The sequence below is a fragment of the Streptomyces coryli genome (assembly GCF_011044975.1).
In the GTDB taxonomy this organism is placed as follows: Bacteria; Actinomycetota; Actinomycetes; order Streptomycetales; family Streptomycetaceae; genus Streptomyces; species Streptomyces coryli.
Genome location: NZ_JAAKZV010000032.1, coordinates 1 through 14751 on the forward strand (window position 1 = coordinate 1; position 14751 = coordinate 14751).

Sequence of the window (14751 nt, forward strand, 5' to 3'; positions counted from 1 at the left end):
GCGTGGAGCGCGGTGGTGCTGCTGGTCGGTGGCTGGGGCATGGAGGGGTGTCCCTTCTGTGCTATTTGCCCAGAACAGTAGCCCAAAGATCCCTGGGGGCCGGGGACGCGGGCCTCACCCGAATGGCCGACACGGATGGCTGGGTGCCCGCGGTGAACCGACCCTTGAGCTGTCGGTCGGTGCCCCCGGCCGCCCACTCGGAGAGGAGTGTTTCGCATGAGTACATCAACGGCTCCGTCCGGCAGCCCGCATCGCCTGGGCCCCGAGACGGAGGGGAGTCCGTGGGCCGCCGGCGGCAGCGCGCTGGCCGGGGTGCTGATGGTGCTGTACGGCGTGCTCGGCGTGCTGCAGGGCATCGCCGGCATTGCGAAGAACGACGTGTACGGCAATGTCGGCGACTACGTCTTCAAGCTCGACACCACGGCCTGGGGCTGGATCCACCTGATTCTCGGCGCGATCGTGCTCGCCGCGGGCTTCGGCATCTTCAAGGGCGCGCTGTGGGCGCGCAGCGTCGGCGTCGCCCTCGCCACGCTCACCGTGATCGCCAACTTCATGTGGCTGCCCTACTACCCGGTCTGGGCGATCATCGGCATCGCCCTCGGCGTCTTCGTGATCTGGGCGCTGTGCACCGACCGCTTCGGTGCCGCCGCTTAACGGTGTCGCAACCCCCTATGGCCCTGCTGCGCGTGCCCGCGCCAGGGCCATAGGCATCGGATGGAGCATGACGTGAGTGAGGCCGTAGCAGCGCCACCCCAAGCGCCCGGACTGCGGGAGATCCTGCTGAGTCCCGGGTACCGCCGCCTGCTCCTGCTCTCCGCCCTCGCTGGCGTGCCCATCGCGCTCCTGTGCTTCGCGTTCGTCAGCCTGCAGCACGCCATCCAGCACGGCGTCTGGGAGCATCTGCCGGCGGCCCTGGGTTACGACCGGGCGCCCTGGTGGTGGCCGTTGCCCACGCTGCTGCTGGCCGGGCTGATCCTGGCACCGGTGGTCACCCGGCTGCCCGGCGGCGGCGGTCACGTCCCCGTACACGGGCTGGGCGGACCGCCCGTAAAGCCGGTGGCGCTGCCGGGCGTGATCATCGCCGCCCTGGCCACGCTGCCGCTGGGTGTGGTGCTGGGTCCTGAGGCGCCGCTGATGGCGCTCGGCAGCGGGCTCGCGCTGCTGTTCCTGCAGTGGGTGAAGGCCGCCGACCGGCCGGAGACCACCTTGCTGTTCGGCACCGCGGGCTCGACGACCGCCATCTCCACCATCCTCGGCGGGCCGCTGGCCGCGGCGCTGATGGTGGTGGAGGGAGCCGGGCTGGTGGGTCCCCGGCTGGTGGCGCTGCTGCTGCCCACCCTGACCGCCAGCGGCGTGGGGGCGCTGGTGTTCACCGGCTTCGGGCGCTGGACGGGACTGGGCATCGGCAGCCTCGAGCTGCCCAGCGTGCCGCCCGATGTGCAGCCGGACGCGGGTGACTTCCTCTGGGGACTGCCGATCGCGGCGGTCGTCGCGCTGGTCGTGTCCGCGGGGCGCCGGCTCGGGTTCGCCACCCTGGCGTGGGCTCGGGAGCAGACCGCGGTGCGCACCGTGGCGGCAGCCGTCGCCGCCGGCGGGTGCCTGGCCGCGTACGCCCTGATCACCGGGCGGACGCCGGAGGACGCCGCGCTGTCCGGGCAGGCCGGGCTGGGAGAACTCGCCGCGCATCCGCACGCTTTGCCCGTCGCGACCCTGATCGCGCTGGTGGTGTGCAAGGGGCTGGCGTGGGGGCTGTGCCTGGGCGCCATGCGCGGCGGTCCGATCTTCCCGGCGGTTCTGCTCGGGGCCGCGATTGCCCTGGCCTGCGCCGGGCTGCCCGGCTTCGGCGCCACGCCGGCGCTCGCCGTGGGGATTGCGGCGGCCGCGGTTACGGTGACCGGGCTCGCCGTGACGAGTGCGGTGCTGGCGGCGCTGCTGCTGGGTGCGGACTCGGCCAACCAGATGCCGCTCATCGTCCTGTCCACCGCCGTCGCCCTGGTGGTGGCGCAGCTGGTGCGCCGGGGAGAGCCGCCGGAGCCTACGGCGTAGCGGCGGGCTGGGGCGACCGGCTGCCCACGCGCCGCCAGATCACCCGCAGGACGACCATGGTCAGCGCACCGACCCCGATCAGGACGACCAGGTTGAGCCCGAGCTGCGCCAGCGACCGCAGCCCGTAGTCCCAGCTGACGAGGGCCCAGGCCACACCGGCGTCGGCGGCCGCGGGGATCGTGGTGGCGGAGATGAAGACCCCGAGCAGCGTGCCCGTCCGGTCCAGCGTCAGCGAGACCGCGCCCACCGTGCCCGCGGTCACGGCCACCACCAGGGAGTAGAAGTTCGGCGTGCCCACCAGGTGCGACACCGGCCGGAGCCCGTTGTCGTACGCGATCGGCACCCGGTCCATCGCGCCCGCCACGGTGGCGAACACGTAGGCCGCCGCGAGGGCGAGAGCGAATCCGGCGAGCAGGGCGCCGAGTCCCTTCCGCACGGGGGCCATCTCGCGCCGTGAAATGCCCAGTGCGACATTGGCGATCGCGCCGTATTCGGGGCCGACGACCATCGCTCCGATGACCAGAATCTGCGAGTTGGTGAGAATGCCGACGGCGCCGATGATGCCCGCGGCCACGAGCAGCAGATAAAAGCTGGGCCGGTATACCGCGTTGGCGCGGATCCGGGCCTGCACCATCTCCCAGACGGGAGCCCGCGCCAGCGGGCCGAGCAGCTTGCGCTCCGCGTGCAGTGCCGGCTCGGAGGTGGCCAGTTCCACGTGGGAGACGGTGAGGGAGATCCGCTCGCCGGCGCCCCCCGACCGCAGGCTGCGCAGCAGTTCGTTCGCGGCGCCCACGAGCACATCGCATTCGACGACGTCCTCCTGCTGCGCCTGGTCCGTGGCGGGCAGCACGCCCAGGTCGAAGACGTACGGGTTGGCGCGCAGCGCGGCGAGCACCTCGCCGAGGTCGTTCCGGGGACCGGTCAGCCGCAGATGCAGCATGTCGACCGTGTTCATCTCCCCTAACCGGGCCACCGGCCGCCGAGACGCCTTCTCCATGCACACCCCTGCAGCCGACTATTCCGGTCACCGGACCGCTGCCACACCAGAAGAATCGGCAGCGGTCCGGGTCATTTCCGGGCGGCAATACCCGGCCACAGCTCTCAGGTGCCGAGTTAGCGCCTTCGGTAAATATAGGAGCGGGTCGTGGGGGCGACAACTTGGCTTTTCGGGGTCTCGGGCTGCTGACCTGCGTAAAGATTCGATACCAGAGATAAAAGTCGCGTAAGTGCCGGGGGTGTGGCGTCATAGAGGAAAGGGGAGGCCGCGGGGCGCCAGCCCGCATCGGGTCAAGACGCCGCGGACGCTCTATCAAGGAGAGAACATGCGGAAGCTCGCAGTAGCGGTGGGGGCCTCGGCGATACTCGCGCTGGCCCCGATGACGACCGCAGCGGCCCAGGCTCCGGCCGACACCCCGGCCGGTGTGTCCACCAGCGTCGTCGAGCAGAACAACGGCGACAAGGGCCCGAAGGGTGACAAGGGTGACCGCGGTCCCAAGGGTGACAGCGCGAGCAACTGGGGCTGGCTGGGTATGACCGGTCTGCTCGGTCTGCTCGGCCTCGCCAAGCGGAGCGCTCCGAGTTACTCCACGACCGCGACGCGCACCACGGGTACCACGCGCACCTACGGCGACACCGGCACTACCCGGAACTACGGTGACACGGACCGATACTGATCCGTCGCACCAAAGGTCACGGCCCCAGAACCCTCTGGTTCTGGGGCCGTGTCATGTCCCCCCGGCGACACTCTCCGACGGCTAGCATGCGAGCGATCTTCGCAATTCAAGCAATTCGCAACAGAAGGAATGAGTGTGCTCGTATCCCGCATCGCTCGGAGCCCCGCACTCCTGGTGTTTGCTCTTGTCGCCGTCGTGATGGGCCCGGCGCCTGCGTACGGACAGGAGCTGCCTCCCAATAGCGAGCCGTCCGATCCCCGCGCGACCTTCGTCAACGAAAACATCCGCAACTGCGCCGACGCCGGCTATCCCGACGACGTGCAGATCTACGGCGAGGGCGCGGAGTCGGCGGGTGATCCGTACGTACAGGGGACGGTCACCGGATCCGACCCCACCAAGGTGCAGGTCGAGATCACCGACGAGGGCGAGAGCGCCGGCGTCGTGATCGACACCGTGGTCGTCAAGGGCGGCACGGGCTCCAACCTCTACAAGTCCCCGTACGTGCCGCCGGAGCTCGAGGCCCCGCAGGACTACATCTCGCCGACGAACAACGGCGGCAGCGTCGCCGACGTCAGCCACTACCTGATCTGCTACCACCTCGAGGACGAGCCGCAGGCCGACCCGGGTTCGCTGCTGGTGCTCAAGCGGGTCATGGCGCCGGAGGGCGGCACCTCCGAGCCGCTGCCGACGGAGTACACCGTGGACGTCACCTGCACGCCCCCCACCGGTGACCCGATCGAGGACACGATCACCTTCGGTGCCGGTGGCGGCATCGGGACCACATCGGACGGCAGCCGGGTGGTCAAGGACATCCCCGAGGACTCGACCTGCACCGTGGTCGAGGAGGGCACGGACCAGTTGCCGGACGGCGCCACGGTGACCTACGTGCCGTCGAAGGCCCCCAAGTCCGGCGTCACGATGGGCAACACCAAGGGCACCGCGGTCGTCGTCACCAACGACTTCAGCGGCGTCACCCCGGCCACCGGAGACTTCCGCATCACCAAGGAGGTCGCCCCGCCCGGGTATACGGGCCCGCCCGACACGTTCACCATCAGCTACGCGTGTCAGGGCCCGGAGACCGGGACGGTACGGCTGAGCCCCGGTGAGACGGCAACCGTCAGCGACATCCGGAACGACGCCTACTGCATCGTGCGGGAGCCGACCCGCCGGCTGCCGGCCGGCTGGGAGGTCTCCTACACCGTCGACGGGAAGACGAGCAGCAGGGCTCCCGTCTTCAAGGTGACCGACACCGACGACGTATCGGTGACGGTGACCAACACCGCCCCCGACGGGCCTCCGGACAAGGACGCCTGAGGTCCCGAGCCGCCGCAGCCCGCGCCCCGTACAGGGGCGCGGACTGCGGCGCGTTCCGGCCGGTCAGTCCGTCAGCAGCGCACGTCGGACGCCGCGTCCCTGAGCTCCTGGCCCAGCTGCCGGGCCTCGGGCCGCAGCGTGCTCACGATCTCCCGTACGGAAGCGTCGTCCGGGAGGTCGGCGTACGTGTTCCTGAGGTCGTCGGCGGCCTTCTGGACGGCGTCCCGCGCGTTGCTGTTCACCTCGCCGAGGTCGTCGCGGACGTCCTCCCAGTCGTCCTGCACGTCGTCGTAGGACTCCTTGACGTCGTCCTTGGAGGAGTCGGAGGAGAGGTCGCCCAGCGCGAGGCTGTCCAGCCGCAGCTCGGTCAGGTTGTCGCACAGGTCGTCGCTTGCGGCTTGGGGCGCCGCGCCGGTCAGGAGCAGGGCCGTGGTCGTGGCCAGGCACACGGCGCCGGCTATGAGAGGACGCTTCATGGTTGAACGCAGCCTTTCTGGATGCCCCTGTCGGTTGCTTCGGGCACTACTCCAAAAGTGACATGTGACGCGCCCACGGCGAGCGCGGTCATCGCCCAGTCGGGTGACCGGCACAGCACCTCGCGCACCAGCCGGGTGGCGCCGCCGCCGAATCGCGGACCCGGCGTGCCTCCCTTTAACTGGATCCACAGCCGATCTTGGGAAGCGGATGATGACAACCTCTACGAAGCGCCGGATCGGCTCGTTCCTGTCGGCCCTGCTCATCGTGCTGGGCTGCGTGCTGGCACCGCTGAGCGCCGTGGCCGTCTGGGCCTCCAACCAAGTGGGGAACACCGACCGGTACGTCGCCACGGTCGAGCCGCTCGCCGACGATCCCGACGTCCAGAAGGCGGTGGCCAACCGGGTCACGGACGCCGTCATGGAACACGTCGACGCCGCCGCCCTGCTGCAGCAGGCCGCCCCCGCGGACCGCCCCGCCCTCGAGCGGGCGCTCGGCCGGATCGACGGCCCGCTGGACAAGGCCATGCGCAGCTTCGTGCACTCCACGGCGGACCGCGTCGTGCAGAGCGATGCTTTCCCCACCGTCTGGACCGAGGTCAACCGCGCGGCGCACGCCTCGGTCAACAAGGCCCTCACCGGCGAGGGGCGGGGCGCGGTGAAGCTCGAGAACGACGCGGCCACCGTCGACCTCGCCCCGGTCGTCGAGCGCGTGAAGGAGCGCCTGGTCCAGGCGGGGCTGCCCGCCGCCGACCGGATCCCCGAGGTGCATACCGAGCTGACGCTCGTGCAGTCCGAGGACATCGGCAAGGCCAGGACCGGCTTCCGGCTGCTCCAAGCGGTCGGCAACTGGCTGCCCGTCATCGCCCTCGTGCTCCTCACCGCGGGCGTGCTGCTCGCGAGGCGCCGGCGCCGGGCGCTGGCCGCCGCCGCACTCGGCGTCGCGGTCGCCGTCGCGCTGCTCGGCATCGCGCTCACCGTCGTCCGCGGCGTCTACCTGGACGCACTGCCCGACGGCGTCTCCCACCCCGCCGCCGAGTCCGTGTACGACACCCTCGTCCGCTTCCTGCGGACCGGCATCCGCATGCTCGCGGTCCTCGGCATCGCCGTCGCCCTCGGCGCCTGGCTTACGGGCCGGGGCCGGCGCGCGGCGGCGGTGCGCGGCATGTGGCAGTCGGGCCTCGGCGCGGCCCGTTCCGCGGCTACGCAGGCCGGTCTGCGTACGGGCCCGGTCGGCCCCTGGGTGCACCGCTGGAAGCGGTGGCTCTCGTGGGCAGTTGTGGCCGCGGCGACGCTGGCGCTGATCCTGTGGCAGGCCCCGACCGGCCTGGTCGTGCTCTTGCTGGTGCTGGCTGTGCTGGCCGCGCTGGCCCTGCTCGAATTCCTCGACCCGTCCGCGGATCAGGTGGCGTCGGGGTAGAGGCAGGACCAGTCGTCCCGGACGCTGACGGTCACCCAGCCCCGCCGGCCCGCCTCCGCCAACGCGCGCTCCGCACCACCGTCGTACGGCGGATCGTCGCGGGTGTCGTCGTCGTGGCGTACCAGCAGCGCCAGCCCGCGCGGGGCCGCCGCGGCATGGGTGAGCATCTCGATGTCCCCGTTGGAATTGCCGCAGGCGAGCACCGGCCGGCGGCCCAACCGGTCCCAGATGAGCACCGGTTTCTGGGGGCCGTCATCGAGGACGCCGATGCTCGCGCCGTAGACGACTGCCTCCCGGGAGGACGACCAGCTCGTCTCGGCGGTGGAGCCGATGACCAGCTCGGGCGGCACCCCGTACATGTCGGCGGAGACGACGCGCATGAAGTCCCGCCCGCCGCCCGAGACGATCGCGGTGGTGAATCCGCTCTCCCGTAAGAAGCCCAGCAGCTCCAGCATGGGCTGGTACGCGCAGGCCGGATACGGGCGCTTCAGCACGGGGTGCCGGGCGTTGGCGAAGAACTCCGCCACCCGCTCGGCCAGCGTGTCCGTGTCCATGTCCTGCTGCGTGGCCATGATCGCTTCGGCCAGGGCGGGCACCCGGGTGTCGTCGCCCGCGTAGTGGTCGTCGACCACCGAGGCGATCCACGTCGGATCGCCGGAGACCGCGGAGGCGTACGGCTGGCGGTCCGCCAGCGACGGGTCGGCCGCGGCCATCTCCCGCCACCGCTCGGTCAGGAAATGCAGCTGTACGGGCATCGGCCGCTCCGGCCACAGGGTGCCGTCGTTGTCGAAGACGGCGATCCGGTCGGGCGGTTCGAGGTAGTGGTCGCCGTCCGGAGTCGTCACCTCCGCGACGAAGCGCAGGATGGCCGTACGGGCCGGTCCCTCACGCCAGGAAGGCAGCACGGGAGAAGTCATGGCAGCTCCAGAGGGTGCCAGCCGCCGGGGACGAGGCGTTCGGCCTCGCTGGGACCCCAGGAGCCCGGCTCGTAGGTCAGGGGCTTGGTCTCCGTGTTCAGCAGCGGGCCGGTGATGCGCCAGCATTCGTCGACCATCTGCATGGTGACGAAGCGGCTCGTCTTGCCGGTCAGCGCGTCGTGCAGAACGTTCCGGTAGGCGTCGGTGTCGTCGCCGGTCAGCTGGGTGAAGTCGAGGCGGGCGGTGTTCTCGTCGATCCGTGTCGCGTCGTCGCCGTGCTGGGTGAGCAGGGTGAGCGAGAGGCCGGCGTCGGGGCCGATGCGCAGGCGGATCAGATTCGGTGCGGCGGTCTGGGCGCCGTGGGTGTGGTGGTAGCCGGGGATGGCCCGGGTGAGTTCCACGATCAGCTCGATGGCCGTGGTGGCCATGGCCTTGCCGGCCCGGATGGCGATGGGCACGCCGGACCAGCGGGCGGTGTCCGCGTAGAGGATCAGGGCCGCGTATGTCTCCGTGGTCGAGCCGGGGGCGACGTCGTCGACGTCCTGATAGCCGGCGTACTGGCCGCGGACGTAGTCCTCGGCCCGGGCGGTGCGGATCGCGCGCAGGGTGCGGGTGCGTTCGTCGAGGAGGTCCGCGGCCGATCCGGTGCGCGGGGCCTCCATGAGGAAGTAGACCAGGGTCTGCAGGAGATGGTTCTCGACGACGTCCCGCAGACAGCCGGTGGCGTCGTAGAAGCCGCCGCGGTCGGCGACGTCGAAGTCCTCGGCCATGGTCAGCTGCACGCTGCAGACGTACTCGCGGCACAGGACGGCGGACAGCAGGGGATTGGCGAGGCGGATGGTCAGCAGGTTGTCGACGGCGCTCTTGCCGAGGAAGTGATCGACGCGGCGCAGCCGTTCCTCGGGGAAGTGGGCGGTGAGTTCGGCCTGGAGGTCGCGGGCGGAGGCGCGGTCGTGGCCGAAGGGCTTCTCCACGATCAGGCGGGCGTCGTCGTGCAGCCCGGCCTCGGCCAGCCGCCGCGCGATGGTGGCGTACGTCTCCGGCGGCACCGCGATGTAGTGCGCGAGGTAGCCGAGCGGGCGGGCCTTGGCGGCGAGCGCGGTGAAGGTGGCCGGGTCGTCGTAGTCGACAGGGACGTACGAGAGCAGTGCGGCGAAGCGGGCGAAGGCGTCCTCGTCGACCGCGCCCTGTTCCGCCACGCAGTCGCGGGCGTGATCGCGCAGCCGCGCGTCGTCCCAGTCGCTGCGGCCGACGCCGATGACCGGCACGGTGAGCAGGTCCTGGCGGACGAGCTGGTACAGGGCGGGGAGCAGCATCTTCTTGGCGAGGTCGCCGGTGATGCCGAACAGGACGAGCGCGTCGGCGGGTTGGCGGCTGGTGTCGGTCATCGCTGTCGGTCTCCCACTGGCCTACGACCTGAAGCGGATCAGCGTCGGTGCAGTGTCTCCAGGGCCTCGACGAGGACCTTGGGGTCGTGCCGGCCCTTGTAGACCTCCGGCGGGCGGGTGGTGCCGAGCAGCTCGGCGACGGCGGTCCAGGCGGTGCGCACCGAGTACTCGACGGTGAAGACGACATCGTCGGGGACCTCGGCGTACTGGCCGATGAAGGCGAGGTTGGTGGAGCCCTCCGGCACGACCTGGGGCCGGTCGCCGTGCCTGCGCGGCAGGAACTGGCTGGTGATGTACGGCATCAGTGCGGGGATCACGATGGAGTTGTCCAGGATCTGCGGAGTCCGGTCGAAGTGCAGGTGCTGCAGCACCTCTTCGAGGATCTCCCGCCCGGTGCACTGCGTCATCGGCTTCTTTACGTAGTCGCCGTCGCGGCCGCCGGAGAGGGCGTAGCCCCACCAGACGTACGTGTCGTCGGGCTGGTCGCGGAAGTGCGGCTGGTGGTTGAGGACGATGGTCAGCAGCCAGCTGGAGTCCTTGAAGGTGATCAGCCCGCCCTTGCCGGCCTCGCTGCCGGAGAAGCGTTCCATCAGCTCGAAGAACGTCGGGTCCTTCGTCGTGACGGTGAAGGACTCCCAGACGGATTCGGAGAGATGGGCGTCGAACGCGGCCGGGTTACCCACGTCGCCGCGCTTGGCGGCGAGCCGGTGCCACAGCTGCCAGGAGCCGTCGGGTGCCGAGGTGTCGAGCGCCGGGACGGTGTGGGTGTCACCGAGGGTGGAGTTCGCGGTCATCGAGCCGTTGGTGACGAAGACCAGGTCGCCCGGCTCCAGGGTGATCTCCTCGCTGCCCGCCTGCGTGGTGCAGCTCAGGCCCGTAACGGTGAGGGTCTCGCCCGCGCCCAGGTGCAGATCGTCGACGCGGGTGCCGAAGCGCAGCGTCACGCCCTGGTCGGTGAGCCACTTCAGCAGCGGGCGGACGATCGAGTCGAACTGGTTGAAGCGGGTGCGGTAGATCCCCGACATGGTGTCGAAGGTCTTGAACAGGTGCACAAAACGGTTGAGATAGCGGCGGAACTCGATCGCGCTGTGCCACGGCTCGAAGGCGAAGGTGGTGCACCACATCCACCAGAAGTTGGTGGTGAAGAACTCCGGGCTGAAGCAGTCCGTGATCCGCTTGCCGTCCAGCTGCCGCTCGGGCGTCGCCACGCACTTGACCAGCTCGAGCCGGTCCCGCTCGGAGAAGCCCATGGAGTGCGCGTCGACGAGCTGCCCGGCGGCGTCCACCAGCCGGGCGTGGTCGTCCCAGGCGAAGTCCTCGTGGAAGGCGAAGGTGTCCTCGGTGACCGACTTCGACGGATCGTCCAGCGAGGGGATCGAGCCCAGCAGGTCGTAGGTGCAGTCGAAGTGGATCTCGAACATCCGGCCGCCGCGCATCGTGTACCCGGTCTCGGGCGACCCGGCGGCATCGAGGCTGCCGCCCTCCCGGTCCTGCTCCTCCAGCACCACGATGTCCTGCCCGGCGAACCCTCCGTCCCGGATCAGGAATGCCGCCGCCGACAGCCCGGCGATACCACTGCCCACCACATACGCTCTCGGCTTGGTCATCTGACCAGTATTGATTCGGGTCCGGCCGGGTGCAGTGGATGAACGGTCAAACGGATGACGCCCGCGCGCGGTCAGCCGACGTGCACGTGCGGGCGCTTCGCCCGGTCCGGCTCCGCCTCGCGCAGCACCTCGCGGGTCACCGGCGCCACCTCGCCGTGGCCGAAGAAGAAGAAGCGGGCGAACTGGCCGATCGGGTTGCCCTCGGTCCACTCGAAGTAGATGTGCGGCTGCTGCCCGGTCAGGTCGCGGACGTGCAGCAGGACGGCGGCGAGGGCGTTGGGGATGGCGGGGCTCTTCAGCGTGAGCACCTTGTGGCGGCCGTGCAGCACCTCGCCGCGGACATACAGGTCGGCCTCGAACTCGGACGGGTCGCCGATGGCGACCTCGATGAAGACGACGTCATCGCCTTCTCTCAGGTCGTTGTCGGCGTGGATCTGGCGGAGCTTGTCGCGGTACTCGGCTTCGTCGCGCTCGCCCGGCTCGTTGGCGACGAGCCTGATGGTGCCGGTGGCGGCCTGGTCCCGTACGAACTGCTCGGCCAGGGGATCGAAGATGACGCCGGTGATCCGCAGCTCGAAGGCGCGGCGGAGCCGGGAGAGCAGCGAGGACCCGACGATGGCGGCGATGAAGCAGGCGCCGATCTTCATGCCGTCGGGGCGCTCGATGACGTTCGCGGCGGTGGTGTAGACGAAGATCGCCGAGACGATCGTGAAGAAGACGGTGAGCCGCCGCTGGCCGGCCCGCCTGGCGGCGATGGTGACCGCGATCGCCGCCGAGGTGATGAGGACCAGGACGCCGGTGGCGTACGCGCCGCCCTGCTTGTCCACGCTGGCGTCGAAGATCCAGGTGATCAGGAAGGCGGCGGCGACGAGCGTCAGCACCGCGGGGCGTACGGCGCGGGCCCAGGACGGGGCCATGCCGTACCGCGGCAGGTAGCGGGGCATCAGGTTGAGCAGCCCTGCCATGGCGGAGGCGCCGGCGAACCACAGGATGGCGATCGTCGCCGCGTCGTAGATGCTGCCGAAGGTGTTCCCCAGGTGCTCGTGCGCGAGATACGCCAGCGCGCGGCCGTTGGCGGGGCCGCCCGGGTCGAATTCCTTCTCCGGGATCAGCAGCGTCGTCACCACGCTGCTGCAGATCAGGAAGACGCTCATGGTGACCGCGGCGGTGGTCAGCAGCTTCTTGGCGCCGACGATGCGGCCCAGCGGGCGCCGCTCCGGCTCGCCTTCACGGCCCTTGATGTGCGGCATGACGGCGACGCCGGTCTCGAAGCCTGACAGGCCGAGGGCGAGCTTGGGGAAGACCAGCAGGGCGATGCCGACCATGGCCAGGCCGCTGCCGTGCTCGGTCGTCAGCGCGTCGCTCCAGTCGGGGATCACGTGCGGGGTGGTGATGACGTGCCACAGACCCACCGCGATGACGATGGCGTTGAGCAGCAGGAAGACCCCCACCAGCGGCACCGCGAAGCCGATCGCCTCGTTGAAGCCCTTGAGGAACACCGCGCCCAGCAGGGCGATCATCAGCAGCGTGATGCCGAGGTTGTGGCCGCGGAAGGTCGAGGCCAGATGCGGGTTCTCCACCAGGTGCGCGGCGCCGTCGGCGGCCGACAGGGTGATGGTGATGATGAAGTCGGTGGCGGCGAAGCCGAGCAGGAAGAGGACGAACAACTTGCCCCGCCAGAACGGCAGCAGCCGCTCCAGCATCGCGATCGAGCCCTGGCCGTTCGGACTCTCCTCCGCCACCCGCCGGTAGACCGGCAGCGCACCGGCCAGGGTCACGGCCACCAGGACGAGGGTCGCCAAGGGGGACAGGAGCCCGGCGGCCACCGCGGCAATGCCGGGCTGGTAGCCCAGCGTCGAGAAGTAGTCCAGGCCGCTGAGGCACATCACCTTCCACCACGCGTGCCGCTTCTCCTCCTTGGGCGGCCGGGCGTGCGGCCCCTGGTGTCGCTGCACCCGGTCCGCCTGCCCCTCGAGCAGCCAGGCACGCAGCCGCTCCCGTGGACCGTGGGACGTGGCGGAGCCGGCGCCGGGGGAAGCCATTCAGACATCATCCGGCCCTCGGCTCCGCGAATACTGCCTGGCCACGCCGCCCGTCACGCAGACGGACGCGCCTGCCCTGCGGGGGACCGGGGGCCGCTCGACCCTGGGACCATGCGCGCCGCGATCGGGACTGCTCCGTGGAGCTGACGCTGATCGCGGTCGTCGGCGTGGTCAGCGTCGTCGCCGTCGCCGCGTTCGCGAACCGGCTCGGACTCGCCGCACCGCTGGCCCTGGTGATCGTCGGGCTCGGGCTCAGCTTCGTACCCGGGGTGCCGCATCCGCAGATCGCTCCGGAGTGGATTCTGGCCGGCGTGCTGCCGCCGCTGCTGTACGCGTCCGCGGTGACCATCCCGGTCGTCGACTTCCGCCGCAACATCCGGGTGATCTCCAGTCTCGCCATCCTCCTCGTGGTGCTGACCACGCTCGGCACCGGGTGGCTGTTCCACCTGCTGCTGCCGGGCATCGGGTGGCCGGCGGCGTTCGCGCTCGGGGCGGTGATCAGCCCGACCGACGCGGTGGCGGCGACCGCGATGGGCAGAAAGCTCGGCCTGCCGCACCGGCTGCTGGTCGTCCTGGAGGGCGAGGGGCTGGTCAACGACGCCTCCGCGCTGGTGCTGCTGCGCTCGGCGACCGCCGCGCTGGCCGCGTCGGTGTCGGTGTGGGGGGTGGTGGGGGAGTTCCTGTACGCCGTGGTCGTCGCGGCCGCGGTCGGACTGGCCGTGGGGGTGGTCAATGTCCGGCTGCGGGCGCTGCTGAAGGATCCGGTGCTCAACACCGCGATCTCGTTCGTCGTCCCCTTCCTCGCGTATCTCCCCGCCGAGGCGCTCGGCGCCTCCGGCGTCCTGGCCGTCGTGGTCGCCGGGCTGGTGACCGGCCACGAGGGGCCGCGCTTCCTGCGCGCCCAGGACCGCATCGCCGAGGACACCAACTGGCGAACCCTGGCGTTCCTCCTGGAGAGCGGACTCTTCCTGCTGATGGGGCTGAGCGTCGAAGGGCTGCTGGCCGACGCGGGCGACGCCGGGGTGAGCGCCGGCCGGACCGCCGCCGTCGCCATGGCGGCCGTCGGGCTCGGCCTCGCCCTGCGCATGGTGTTCGTGGCCCCCATCGTTACGGGCCTGCGCCGCCGCCAGGGCCGCGCCGCCGACCTCCAGCCGCGGCTGGAGCGGCTGCGTACCGACTTCGACGAGCTCGTCCGGCAGGGGCGGGTCGGCGAGCGGAAGCAGCGGCGCCTCGAACACCGGATCACGCGGGCGGCCGCGACCGTGCAGTTCGAGCTCAACGAAACGCTCGGTTGGCGCGGCGGCGTCGTGCTCGCCTGGGCCGGCATGCGCGGCGCCATCACCGTCGCGGCCGCCCAGACGCTGCCGCCCGAGACCCCGCTGCGCTCCCATCTGATCCTGATCGCCTTCGTCGTCGCCGCGACCACCCTGCTGCTGCAGGGGCTGACCCTGCCGACGGTGATCCGCGCGGCCAAGGTCCCCGGCGACGACATGGACCGGCTGCGGGCCGACTACCTGGAGCTGGGCGGCGAACTCGACGCGGCGGCGCTCTCGGTGCTGGACGACCCCGGCCTCGCCACCCCCGACGGCGGCCGCTACGAACCGCAGGTGGTGGAGCAGGTGCGCGCCGACTCCCGGATCCCGAGCGAGAAGAAGAAGCGCCTCGCCGGACAGCCCGGCGCGGCGATCGCCGATCTCCGGGACCAGTACGTGCAGTTGCGGCTGCGGGTGCTCGACGCCGAAGTGGCGCGGCTGCTCGAGGCCCGCGACATCGGCCTCTACAGCACCCAGGCCCTGGACCGTGCCCAGCACATGCTCGACGTGGACGCCGCACGCCTGCAGCAGTTGGACGATGCGACCGGTACGGGCTGA

12 protein-coding genes are annotated in these 14751 nt (G+C 70.8%); 6 read left to right on the top strand and 6 right to left on the bottom strand.

Annotated elements, in window-relative coordinates:
• Positions 1–216 precede the first annotated feature (216 nt).
• A complete protein-coding gene (locus tag G5C51_RS10430) occupies positions 217–654 on the top strand; it encodes a DUF7144 family membrane protein (protein WP_165235417.1) in 438 nt (145 codons plus the stop codon).
• 72 nt (positions 655–726) lie between these two features.
• Positions 727–2046, top strand: a complete 1320-nt coding sequence (locus tag G5C51_RS10435; protein ID WP_338118085.1) for a chloride channel protein — start codon at positions 727–729, stop codon at positions 2044–2046.
• Here the strand turns inward: G5C51_RS10435 and G5C51_RS10440 are convergent.
• On the bottom strand, positions 2036–3043 hold the full coding sequence (locus G5C51_RS10440; RefSeq protein WP_240929538.1) for a DUF389 domain-containing protein: 1008 nt from the start codon (positions 3041–3043) through the stop codon (positions 2036–2038). The genes G5C51_RS10435 and G5C51_RS10440 overlap by 11 nt on opposite strands.
• A gap of 325 nt (positions 3044–3368) precedes the next feature.
• Between G5C51_RS10440 and G5C51_RS10445 the strand changes: the two genes are divergently transcribed.
• Both G5C51_RS10445 and G5C51_RS44005 read left to right on the top strand, forming a co-directional pair.
• Positions 3369–3719 carry a hypothetical protein gene (locus tag G5C51_RS10445; protein WP_165235423.1) on the top strand — a complete coding sequence of 117 codons (351 nt, stop codon included), beginning with the start codon at positions 3369–3371 and terminating at the stop codon, positions 3717–3719.
• Between the two features lie 135 nt (positions 3720–3854).
• Positions 3855–5033 (top strand): DUF5979 domain-containing protein, encoded by a 1179-nt coding sequence (locus G5C51_RS44005; protein ID WP_165235426.1) that lies wholly within the window; start codon positions 3855–3857, stop codon positions 5031–5033.
• Between the two features lie 71 nt (positions 5034–5104).
• On the opposite strand, the gene G5C51_RS10455 is transcribed toward G5C51_RS44005, so the two are convergent.
• The gene (locus G5C51_RS10455) at positions 5105–5509 is read right to left on the bottom strand and encodes a hypothetical protein (RefSeq protein WP_165235429.1); all 405 of its coding nucleotides are present in this window, start codon (positions 5507–5509) and stop codon (positions 5105–5107) included.
• Positions 5510–5720: 211 nt separating this feature from the next.
• Between G5C51_RS10455 and G5C51_RS10460 the strand changes: the two genes are divergently transcribed.
• Positions 5721–6926, top strand: coding sequence for a hypothetical protein (locus G5C51_RS10460; protein WP_165235432.1), 1206 nt, complete (start codon positions 5721–5723; stop codon positions 6924–6926).
• On the opposite strand, the gene G5C51_RS10465 is transcribed toward G5C51_RS10460, so the two are convergent.
• The 4 genes from G5C51_RS10465 to G5C51_RS10480 all read right to left on the bottom strand — a co-directional run bounded on the left by G5C51_RS10465 (position 6908) and on the right by G5C51_RS10480 (position 12880).
• The gene (locus G5C51_RS10465) at positions 6908–7843 is read right to left on the bottom strand and encodes an HAD family hydrolase (RefSeq protein ID WP_165235436.1); all 936 of its coding nucleotides are present in this window, start codon (positions 7841–7843) and stop codon (positions 6908–6910) included. The genes G5C51_RS10460 and G5C51_RS10465 overlap by 19 nt on opposite strands.
• Positions 7840–9231: a glucose-6-phosphate dehydrogenase gene (locus tag G5C51_RS10470; RefSeq protein WP_165235439.1), complete on the bottom strand. Its 1392-nt coding sequence runs from the start codon at positions 9229–9231 to the stop codon at positions 7840–7842. The genes G5C51_RS10465 and G5C51_RS10470 overlap by 4 nt, the downstream gene beginning before the upstream one ends.
• Positions 9232–9269: 38 nt before the next feature.
• Positions 9270–10838 (bottom strand): oleate hydratase, encoded by a 1569-nt coding sequence (locus tag G5C51_RS10475; RefSeq protein WP_165235442.1) that lies wholly within the window; start codon positions 10836–10838, stop codon positions 9270–9272.
• Positions 10839–10909: 71 nt separating this feature from the next.
• Positions 10910–12880: an APC family permease gene (locus G5C51_RS10480; protein ID WP_165235445.1), complete on the bottom strand. Its 1971-nt coding sequence runs from the start codon at positions 12878–12880 to the stop codon at positions 10910–10912.
• Positions 12881–13017: 137 nt separating this feature from the next.
• On the opposite strand from G5C51_RS10480, the gene G5C51_RS10485 reads away from it, so the two are divergent.
• Positions 13018–14751: a cation:proton antiporter domain-containing protein gene (locus G5C51_RS10485; protein WP_165235448.1), complete on the top strand. Its 1734-nt coding sequence runs from the start codon at positions 13018–13020 to the stop codon at positions 14749–14751.

Coding starts and splice junctions, on each gene's coding strand:
- G5C51_RS10475 (WP_165235442.1), bottom strand. CDS start 10,838: ATGACCAAGCCGAGAGCGTATGTGGTGGGCAGTGGTATCGCCGGGCTG.
- G5C51_RS10460 (WP_165235432.1), top strand. CDS start 5,721: ATGACAACCTCTACGAAGCGCCGGATCGGCTCGTTCCTGTCGGCCCTG.
- G5C51_RS10430 (WP_165235417.1), top strand. CDS start 217: ATGAGTACATCAACGGCTCCGTCCGGCAGCCCGCATCGCCTGGGCCCC.
- G5C51_RS10455 (WP_165235429.1), bottom strand. CDS start 5,509: ATGAAGCGTCCTCTCATAGCCGGCGCCGTGTGCCTGGCCACGACCACG.
- G5C51_RS10445 (WP_165235423.1), top strand. CDS start 3,369: ATGCGGAAGCTCGCAGTAGCGGTGGGGGCCTCGGCGATACTCGCGCTG.
- G5C51_RS10470 (WP_165235439.1), bottom strand. CDS start 9,231: ATGACCGACACCAGCCGCCAACCCGCCGACGCGCTCGTCCTGTTCGGC.
- G5C51_RS10480 (WP_165235445.1), bottom strand. CDS start 12,880: ATGGCTTCCCCCGGCGCCGGCTCCGCCACGTCCCACGGTCCACGGGAG.
- G5C51_RS10465 (WP_165235436.1), bottom strand. CDS start 7,843: ATGACTTCTCCCGTGCTGCCTTCCTGGCGTGAGGGACCGGCCCGTACG.
- G5C51_RS10440 (WP_240929538.1), bottom strand. CDS start 3,043: ATGGAGAAGGCGTCTCGGCGGCCGGTGGCCCGGTTAGGGGAGATGAAC.